This window comes from bacterium (assembly GCA_023230585.1).
Taxonomy (GTDB): Bacteria; Ratteibacteria; UBA8468; order B48-G9; family JAFGKM01; genus JALNXB01.
Genome location: JALNXB010000067.1, coordinates 1 through 9,322 on the forward strand (window position 1 = coordinate 1; position 9,322 = coordinate 9,322).

The 9,322-nt window shown below is 36.5% G+C and carries 9 protein-coding genes; 4 read left to right on the forward strand and 5 right to left on the reverse strand.

Translation table 11 applies throughout. The features are described from left to right. On the forward strand, positions 1-889 hold an 889-nt coding region (locus M0P98_08415; GenBank protein ID MCK9266872.1), incomplete at its 5' end, for a beta-lactamase family protein. Positions 890-1,332: 443 nt separating this feature from the next. On the opposite strand, the gene M0P98_08420 is transcribed toward M0P98_08415, so the two are convergent. From M0P98_08420 to M0P98_08440, 5 genes are all read right to left on the reverse strand, one after another. Then, the gene (locus M0P98_08420; protein ID MCK9266873.1) at positions 1,333-2,175 is read right to left on the reverse strand and encodes an alpha/beta hydrolase; all 843 of its coding nucleotides are present in this window, start codon (positions 2,173-2,175) and stop codon (positions 1,333-1,335) included. Then, positions 2,168-3,385, reverse strand: coding sequence for a histidinol dehydrogenase (hisD, locus tag M0P98_08425; GenBank protein MCK9266874.1), 1,218 nt, complete (start codon positions 3,383-3,385; stop codon positions 2,168-2,170). The genes M0P98_08420 and hisD overlap by 8 nt, the downstream gene beginning before the upstream one ends. Beyond that, positions 3,382-4,029: a ribulose-phosphate 3-epimerase gene (gene rpe / locus M0P98_08430; GenBank protein ID MCK9266875.1), complete on the reverse strand. Its 648-nt coding sequence runs from the start codon at positions 4,027-4,029 to the stop codon at positions 3,382-3,384. The genes hisD and rpe overlap by 4 nt, the downstream gene beginning before the upstream one ends. An 18-nt stretch (positions 4,030-4,047) precedes the next feature. Then, the gene (locus tag M0P98_08435) at positions 4,048-4,374 is read right to left on the reverse strand and encodes a peptide chain release factor-like protein (GenBank protein ID MCK9266876.1); all 327 of its coding nucleotides are present in this window, start codon (positions 4,372-4,374) and stop codon (positions 4,048-4,050) included. Between the two features lie 84 nt (positions 4,375-4,458). Next, the gene (locus tag M0P98_08440; GenBank protein ID MCK9266877.1) at positions 4,459-5,433 is read right to left on the reverse strand and encodes a phosphotransferase; all 975 of its coding nucleotides are present in this window, start codon (positions 5,431-5,433) and stop codon (positions 4,459-4,461) included. Between the two features lie 84 nt (positions 5,434-5,517). Between M0P98_08440 and ispF the strand changes: the two genes are divergently transcribed. The 3 genes from ispF to rlmD are packed head-to-tail and all read left to right on the forward strand — an operon-like array spanning position 5,518 to position 9,259. Continuing rightward, complete coding sequence (gene ispF / locus M0P98_08445) at positions 5,518-5,994, forward strand: 2-C-methyl-D-erythritol 2,4-cyclodiphosphate synthase (protein MCK9266878.1); 477 nt, start codon at positions 5,518-5,520, stop codon at positions 5,992-5,994. A gap of 32 nt (positions 5,995-6,026) precedes the next feature. Further along, positions 6,027-7,283 carry a M23 family metallopeptidase gene (locus tag M0P98_08450; protein ID MCK9266879.1) on the forward strand — a complete coding sequence of 419 codons (1,257 nt, stop codon included), beginning with the start codon at positions 6,027-6,029 and terminating at the stop codon, positions 7,281-7,283. Further along, entirely contained in the window at positions 7,283-9,259 is a 1,977-nt protein-coding gene (gene rlmD / locus M0P98_08455) for a 23S rRNA (uracil(1939)-C(5))-methyltransferase RlmD (GenBank protein ID MCK9266880.1), read from the forward strand. Before M0P98_08450 ends, rlmD begins: the two co-directional genes overlap by 1 nt. Positions 9,260-9,322 lie beyond the last annotated feature (63 nt).

Consider the following 9,322-nt stretch of genomic DNA (forward strand, 5'->3'; position numbering starts at 1 on the left):
AGTTTTAATTCGTAACGGCTACCTTATCGCTGAATGGAATTATGCTGGCCCTGCTTACACAAACGTAAGGGAAGGAGTACAGTCTTGCACCAAATCAATTACAAGTATGATGCTCGGGTTGGCAATCCAAGATGGCTTGCTTCCCAATGTTGACGCTAAAGTTAAAGAATATTGGCCTGACTTTGAAACAGGTCCTTACACTGATAAAATCACTTTTAGGCACCTTGTTACAATGACATCCGGAATGGCAACTGTAAGAAATTGGGGACTTGAATATTTTAACCCAGGTAATATGGAACCAGGCAGAGAACATCGCTACCATAACGACCAACCTGTAGCCCTTGCGAAAGCTCTAACTTACCTTTACGGCAAGAGTTTAGAGGAAGTTATCAAAGAGAAGGTTCTTCCGTATCTAAAAACTGATATGAAATGGGGTGTAGACGGTCAAATAAGAGTTGCAGATGGTACAGAAGTAACTCTTAACCATGGGTTGGGATACTCTCAATGGACAGCGGAGGGACTTGCCAGAGTGGGACATCTTTACTTAAATAATGGTAGATGGAAAGATGAACAGATACTTGATGAGTCCTATGTAAAAGAAAGTCTAACAGATATACCTGTCAAAATAATGCCTTACCGAAAAACTCAGACAGAAAAGAGTTTATCAAAGTTAGGTTACGGTTTTGGTTGGTGGACAGATAGAGGTAGAGATGTTAAGGTATGGGCAATGAGTGGTCATGGTGGGCAGTTCTGTCTTGTGATACCAGAGTATGGAGTGGTTATGAGCAAAGTAAACGATTGGAAAAAAAGGCCTTTTATATCAAGAGGTGCTTTTACACCTATATTACTTGAATCTCTTAAAATTCAAGAGGAAAAACAAAAGAAGTAGATAATCAAATGCTGGACGATTGCCCTCTCCCCAAGGGGGCTTGTCTCGAGTACCTCCGAGGGATTTATCCAGATAGTTTTTGTGAGGAAGGCTTTTGCTTTACGCTTTTGTTTTTATACGTTACCCCCATTCCGTCTTTGCGAGCGCCTCTAAGCGTGGCAATCTCGCCGAAGGCGGAAAAGGAATGCACCTTCTTTGCCCTCTACCCTTGAGGATGTTTGGGGTAGTAAGTCCCCAAGAGTTTGCAGAGAGTTTAATGGGATGAGGCTTGTCCGTCGAAGCTTGCATTGTAGCGTAGGTGAAGGGGCTGTTAGCAACCTGAGAGAAAACGAAAGACGTAATGATGAAAAATCAGACTTACTAAGTATGTCATTCCGGACTTGATCCGGAATCTCGTTTTTCTTGCTACCAGCGCGGATTACATTAGAGAACCTGAAACAAGTTTAGGATTTGATATACCTGTCAAAGAAAGAGGTTATCATATTGGGTATTTCAGGGAAAAGGAACTCTTCCCCACCATGTCCTGCGTTCTCTATTATATGTAAATAGGAGGCAACTTCTGCTTTGAGGAGTTCCTGATGTAAAGTTCTGCTAAGAGATACATCCACCACTGCGTCTTTATCTCCGTGAATCAACAGAGTTGGAGAGGATTTCTTGCTTACATAGTTTACAGGGCTTGCTTGTCTGGCAACCTCTGCTTTCTCTTCCAGTGTTCCTCCTATCAGTTTTTCAACAGCCGGTAATATGTGCAAAGCGCCCCTTGAGCGGATAGTATCTATTAGCCCGGATATAGAGCCGGAGCCATAGAAATTGCATACTGCTTGTACTGAGCTCAAAAAATTAAGATTTTCTTCTGTATCAAACTTTTTTTCATCTTCTGTTGTGCCCAGAAGAGAAGCAAGATGCCCTCCGGCTGAATGTCCGCAAACCCCTATCTTTTCAGTCTTTAGATTGAATCTTTCTCTGTTGGCTCTAATAAAACGGACAGCAGCTTTACAGTCTTCCAGTTGTGCCGGGAAAGGGGCAATATTTGTAAGACGGTAATCTATGCTTACAATGGAATATCCTTGTTCAAGAAGAAAGAAGATAGAAGTAGAACTCTTTCTTGTACCATTCTCCCAGGCTCCTCCGTGTATATATATTATAGGAGGGCGCGGTTCTTTTGAAGGACCAAAAGAATAGATGTTCATCAAAAGGGTGGTCTGGTCTACCTTCTTATATTCAATATCTCTGATTACCTGAGTTTTTTCTAATAAATCATACCCAAAACCTTTATTATTATTCATTCTTTTTCCTATTACTCCTTGCAGATAAAGATTCAGAGTGGTAAACCAACCCTTCAGTATCAGCAAGAGTTTTCATTGACTCTTGATTATCATCATAAAAACTTTGTTCTGCCTTTATTACAGCATATTTTCTTAAAAAAGTGTAAACAGAAAGACCAGAAGCAAACCTTGCAGTTCTACCTGTAGGCAAAACATGGCTTGGTCCAGCAAAATAATCTCCGAGAGCTGCAGGGGAATGATTCCCTAAAAGTATAGTCCCAGCTATAGCTTTTGTAGATATTTCTTCAGGGTTTTTACACATAACTTGAAGATGTTCAGGGCTTATCAAATTTATAATATTAAGTGCCTCTTTTTTTGTTTTCACATATATCCAAAAACCTGTCTTTACGTTGGCAGATATTTTCTTACCGAGCTGTTCAGAGGTTGTAATTAAAAAAACTTTACTATCTGTATGCTCACCTTGGGCAAGTAGGTCTTTTTTTACAAAATCTATATCAGCGGAAGAATCTGCAAATATTGCAACTTCGCTTGGACCTGCAGGTAGATCTATCCCTACTGTCCCATAAAGGAGTTTTTTTGCCGTATCAACATATTTATTGCCCGGACCAGTTATTAAATCAACTTGAGGCATTGTTTCTGTACCGTAGGCAAAAGCAGCTATCGCTTGAGCTCCTCCCATTGCAAAAATATCTTTAAGCCCTAACAGCCCGAGCGTACCCAATATAGATGGGTGGATTTTTTTGTTACTGGTAGGCGGGCTTGCAACGTATATCTTTTTTACTCCTGCTACAATCGCCGGAACACAAGTCATAATAAGAGTAGATAACAACGGTGATTGACCTGCTGGAACATACACTCCAACCTTCTCTATAGGAGAAAATTTGTATTCTAAAGTTAACCCTTTTTCTTTAATCTTAAAGTCTGAAGGTAATTGATTTTTATGGTATTTCTCTACTCTTTTTATAACAACCTTAATAGATTTTTTTAACTGAACATCAAGATTTTTTTCAGCTTCATTAATTTCCGATATAGGAATTTTTATAGATTGCAGGTCTATACCATCAAATTTTTTCGTCAAAGATAAGAGTGCTTTATCTCCATCTTGCCTAACACTATCAATTATAGTTTTAACCGATACCTCTACGTTTTTATCAGGAACAGAGGTTGTGTTAACAATCTTTTTTAGTTCTTTCAAACTTATTTTTTTCATCTCAAACTCTCAATAGGTTTACTATAATCAGGTTGTTTAAATATGTATGAACCAGCAACAAGTATCTCAACACCTGCTTCTTTTACAATTTTGGCAGTTTCTTCATTAATTCCGCCGTCTATCTGTATCTCATATCGGTAATTGTTTTCTCTTTTCATTTCTGCAAGTTTAGATATTTTAGGCACCACCTCTCCCATAAACTTTTGACCTCCAAACCCAGGGTTTACGCTCATTATAAGTATCTGGTCAACTATGTTGAGCAATGGATAGATTGATTCTACAGGGGTTGGTGGATTAACAACGATACAAGCTTTTTTACCATATTGCTGTATATCTTTAATTATTGATTTATGGTTCAGGTCTACTTCTATATGTATACCAATTATATCAGAACCAGCGTCTGCAAAGTTTTTCCAGTACTTTTGTGGCTCACTAATCATAAGATGAGTATCAAAAGGTAGTGTAGAATATTTTCTGACAGATTCAATAACCATAGGTCCAAAGGTTATGTTAGGAACAAAATGTCCGTCCATAACATCAAAATGTATCATATCCGCACCAGCACCAGAAATTCTTTTAACCTCTTCCCCAAGAATACTAAAATCCGAAGACAACATAGACGGGGATATTTTTATTTTTTGCATATTCGAACCTCCATTCACTTATTCAACATCCTTTACATCAACTTTTTTTCTCAATTTTTTCTTTTCTGAAGTTAATCTTTTATTTCTTAATTCTTTCTCTCTAACATATTTAGGTTTTCTTGTTGAAATCCTCTTCTTTTTGACCTGCTTAGATATTCTAATTTTTTCAATAAGCCGTTTAAGCGCTTTTTCTCTATTTCTCGCTTGAGAAGTATATTCTGTTGCTCTTGCAGTTAATCCGGTAGGAATATGTACGACCTTAACAGATGTTTCTTTCTTATTTTTTCGTTGCCCTCCAGGCCCTCTGCTTTTATAGAAAAAGAATTCAATTTCGTTCTGTTTCATTGTTCTGTTTACTGTAATGAATGATTTTGTTACTACATTATACAATAACGTAGCGGCAATTAAAAAGAAAAAACAAATATACGATTATTTGCAGGCCTCAATGATAGCGACTTTCTCTTGTTCAACGGCTTCAACCATATCAAGAAGTTTCTTATCCAGCATTCTAACCTTGTCAGTTCCTTCTACCTTCCTCATTGCTCTTACTCTTGAACCGATAAAGAATTCTTTAATGGCAGAAGGCAGGGCTTCAGCGTCTGCTTGTGTAAAAATAAACTCCTTTTTGTATGAACTTATGAATTGTTTGATTTTTTTGATATCAATTTTGCACGGTTGTACAAGAGACCATATATTATTTCCGTCAAGTTCTTGTCGTCTTTCAAAGCAGAAATATACCAACCCTCTTGATATATCATACAGAGTGTTCTGGTAAGATGCCCAATCAAAATCGAATATGCCTCCCACAATATTGTTTTTGAATTTTATGTTTGCGCTTGTGTAATCTCCATGTGTTATTGAATGAGTGAGGTTTTTTACGGAAAAACTTTCAATAAGGGTATCAAGTAGTTCAATACACTTGCTAACGGTTTCTTGCTTATAAAAAATTTTAGGATGCTTATTTATAGTTTTTAACAACTCAGTTTTTATCTCAGACGACATAAATTCCCGTTTCCAGTTTTTCTTTCCTTCTGGAACAAAATCTTTCAATATCCTGTGCATTTTCCCGAGTGTTTCAGCAGCATGCTCCATCTGTTCCCTATTTCCTTGAGAAAATGTATTTAGGTTTTCAATATATTCAGATAGTTCGTATTCCGCTTCCATAGAATATGAAGGAACAACGACAGGCAGCCCGTTTTTTGAAAGATACCTTATTACAGAAAGGTCAAAAAGAAGAACCTGAACGGGTGTGAATTCTTTGCGTCTTTTCTTCAACAGATACCTTTTCCCTGAATATGTGAAAAGATACTTTGGGGAACCAGTTCCACCTCCCACTGAGATATTGGTGGGGGTTTTTATCCCGAAATATTCAAGTATTCTGTGCACCACGCTCTCTTTTTCCATTTTAATTATCCCTGAAAATGTCTTTATTGTAGAAATTCTAACATTTTTTGCCTTTAATTGCTACATATATTATAATACTTTCTTATGAGAATCGGTACAGGTTTTGATATCCATAGATTTGCAGAAGGCAGAAAGTTCATACTTGGCGGAGTAAGCATCCCTTTTGAAAAAGGGTTGTTAGGTCATAGCGATGGCGATGTTCTCCTCCACTCTCTTTCTGACGCTATATTGGGAGCAATGGGAAAACCTGATATCGGATACTATTTTCCTGATACCGATCAAAGCTTGAAAGGGCTTGATAGTATGCTCATTTTGGAAAAAGCATTATCGATAATGGAGTCTGAAAGTTTTCAAATAGAAAACTTAGATGTTGTTCTTATATGTGAGAAACCAAAGTTGCTACCTTTTTTTGGATATATCAGAGAAAAGCTCTCTACAGTAATGAACATTTCAGAGAGCAGAATAGGCTTGAAAGCTAAAACTTTTGAGAGAATAGGTGATATAGGTAGCGGGGTTGCCTGTGCCTGCCTTGTCTCAGTTCTTCTTGCCGAAAAGGGATAGTTTTTTCGCGCAATAACTACCGGGAGGTCTTTTTGAGTAAAAATATAAAAAAATCAATGTTTGCCAACATTATAATACTACTGATTTTAATTCCACTATTTATTGTTGTTAGTAACGTTGTAAATAAGAAAAAACTTAATAATGAATCTTGTTACAATATTGTTGAAGGGTCTATTTCTGAGGGCGATTTGCTTGGAAACATTTTTTTGAACCAGGGTATAAGTGCTGATGAATCCCATCTTATTACAAATTCTTTAACAAAGATTTTTAATGTAAGAAGATGTGGTGTTGGTAATAGGTGGAAAATCTATTTTGATGAAGAAGATAAATTTGTAAAATTTGAATATTACGATGGTCCAATAGATTTTTATGTAGTAGAAGCTGACAGAGAAAACAATGTTTATAATGCTTCCGCAAATCAGATAGAAACAGACATGTTGGCAAGAGGTGTTAAGGGAGAGATAAGCAATTCGCTCTATTATGATATGTCTTCATTGGGTGTTAATTCAGAAATTATTATTCAATTTGCAGAGATATTTGCTTCTAAAATTGATTTTTTTACTGACTGCCAAAAAGGGGACGAGTTTAAAGTTTTATGGGACACACATTTTGATACAGATGGAACCCCTCTTAAAGATGTTCAAATATCAGCGGCTTCTTACACAAGAGGTAACGAAACTTTTCAAGCTTTCTTTTTTGAAACGCCTGATAAAAAGAGCGGGTATTACGATGAAAACGGTAGAAGCGTAGAATCTCTATTTTTAAAGGCGCCTCTCAGTTATAGAAGAATATCTTCATATTTTACACATAAAAGGTTTCACCCTATCCTTAAAAGATATCGCCCACACTTAGGTATTGATTACGCTGCTCCACACGGCACCCCTGTTTCTACTATAGGTGACGGAGTAGTTGTTGACGCAGGACGTCGGAGAGACGGGCTTGGTATAACTGTTAGGATAAAACACCCAAATGGTTATGTTTCGTGGTATGGTCACCTATCCAAAATATCTAAAGGGGTTTCAAAAGGAAGCCGTGTTAAAAAAGGTCAAGTAATAGGGAATGTCGGTGCTACAGGGATGGCTACTGGACCACATCTCGATTTTCGGTTACAACAGAAAGACGGGGAATTTATCAATTTTCTTTCTTTAAAAACAACGCCGTCTAACCCGCTTTCTGACAAATATATGGCTCAATTTAAGGTTTCAAAAGACGGGTTACTGGCTCTGATAGAGCAACTTAAACAGAAAGAAATAATAGTTTTTAAAAATCATAAAGGAAAATCTGTATAATGAAAATTATTCTTGCTTCTTCTTCACCAAGGCGAAAAAAATTGTTTGCAAAAGTGGTGCCTGATTTTGATATTGTTCATCCAGAAATAAATGAAGAACAGATAATAGAGAAAGACCCTGTTTTTTTTGCAATACAGGCGGCTGTGTTGAAATCAAAAAAAGTTGGCGAACAACACCCTAACGATACTATCGTAGCAGCAGATACAGTTGTTTCTTTAGAAAACAACATTTTAGGCAAACCTAAAGATTATAATGATGCTAAAGGGATGTTAAAGATGTTATCAGGTTCAACTCATAAAGTTATAACCGGGATTGCTATCTATAAACATAATGAAGATAAACTTATTACAGGTTACGAGTTAACCTATATAAAATTCAAATCATTGAAAGAAGAAGATATAAAAAAATACCTTGATAAAAACGATTATATGGATAAAGCTGGGAGTTACGCTATACAAGAAGTGGGTGATGCTTTTGTTGAAAAAATAGAAGGCGATTACGAAAACGTTGTTGGGCTGCCTGTTAAAAAAATAAAGAAATTATTAAACAGATTTTATCTCCCGGAATATGATACAGAGATTTTTGATATAGCATTCCCTAACAAATGGGCTGTTGGCAAGGTTAACGAGAAGATTGTTTTTGTTCCCGACGCTATATTTGGAGATAAGATTAAGGTAAGAATAGTTAAAGAATCAAAAAACTTCTCTTACGGCGAGACAACTAAAATAGTCGAAGATTCTCCTTTTAAAGTTGTACCGACCTGCCCTTATTTTGGAGTTTGTGGAGGTTGCGCTTTCCAGGATATTCTTTATGACAAACAGATTCAGTTGAAAGAAAAGTATATATTGACTACCCTACAAAAGTTGGGTGGAGTAGATATAAATAAAGTAGAAAAGTTTCCTATAATACCTTCAGCAGACAAGTTTTTTTACAGAAATAAGATGGAATTTGCTTTTGGGATGGATAAAGGTGAAATTGCAATCGGGTTAAGAGAAAGAAGTAGCCCGTTTAATAAAAGGCGTAGTAGAAACAATATAATCTCACTTGAAAAATGCCCTATATTTAGTAACAAAGTAGAAACTCTTTTTCCTTTAATTAAGAAATTTGCTAAAGATACAGGGAAAACTGCTTACGACTCCTACGTCAATGAAGGGTTTTTCAGACATCTTGTTATGAGAGAAGGAAAAAATACTGATGAGGTAATGTTAATACTTGTAACCAGAAGCGACTCTTCCTTTAACATAATCCCTTTGGCAGATTCTCTTTCTAAATCAAATATAGCACTAAAAAGTTTATGGTGGGTAGAAAATGACAGGGTTTCAGATGTAGTTGCTTTTCAAAAAAAGAACCATCTTCTTGGGGACAGTTGGATTCAAGAAAAGGTAGGTAACCTAAAGTATAAGGTTTACCCTTCAACTTTTTTTCAGCCCAACACTAAAACAGCGGAAATCCTTTATGAAAAAATAAAGGAAAACATAAAAGAACTTAACTCAAAAAACGTTTTAGGGCTTTATTGTGGTTCAGGCGCAATAGAGATTTTTATTTCTGATATAGTGAAAAACATTGACGGTATAGATATAGAGCCCGCAAACATTGATAACGCTTTTGAGAACGCCAGAATAAACAATATAACTAATTGTAATTTCCAGTCAGTATCGGTAGAAGATATATTCAAAAAAGCGTCTCTTAAAGAGTATGATACACTAATACTTGACCCACCCAGAGCAGGCATAACCAACAAAGCTTTAAAAAATATACTTTCCTTAAATATACCCTCTATAATATATGTTTCTTGCAACCCTGCTACATTTGCCCGAGATATAAAAAAGATGGAAGAAGAAGGATACAAACTTTTAAAAATCTACTGTGCAGATTTTTTCCCTCACACCCCACATATAGAAAGTATGGGAGTGTTAACAAAAAAGTATGTGGTGTCTACTCACTCTGGTACTACGGCGCATACACCTTCTACTTAACAATCGGGCACTCTGAGAACTCACCCTTCTGCATAGCAAGCATCTCCGAAGGGTTTAACAGGC

Bases quoted from the DNA above. Each gene is read 5' to 3' on its own strand.
- M0P98_08420 (MCK9266873.1), bottom strand. From the start codon at position 2,175: ATGAATAATAATAAAGGTTTTGGGTATGATTTATTAGAAAAAACTCAG.
- hisD (MCK9266874.1), bottom strand. From the start codon at position 3,385: ATGAAAAAAATAAGTTTGAAAGAACTAAAAAAGATTGTTAACACAACC.
- rpe (MCK9266875.1), bottom strand. From the start codon at position 4,029: ATGCAAAAAATAAAAATATCCCCGTCTATGTTGTCTTCGGATTTTAGT.
- M0P98_08435 (MCK9266876.1), bottom strand. From the start codon at position 4,374: ATGAAACAGAACGAAATTGAATTCTTTTTCTATAAAAGCAGAGGGCCT.
- M0P98_08440 (MCK9266877.1), bottom strand. From the start codon at position 5,433: ATGGAAAAAGAGAGCGTGGTGCACAGAATACTTGAATATTTCGGGATA.
- ispF (MCK9266878.1), top strand. From the start codon at position 5,518: ATGAGAATCGGTACAGGTTTTGATATCCATAGATTTGCAGAAGGCAGA.
- rlmD (MCK9266880.1), top strand. From the start codon at position 7,283: ATGAAAATTATTCTTGCTTCTTCTTCACCAAGGCGAAAAAAATTGTTT.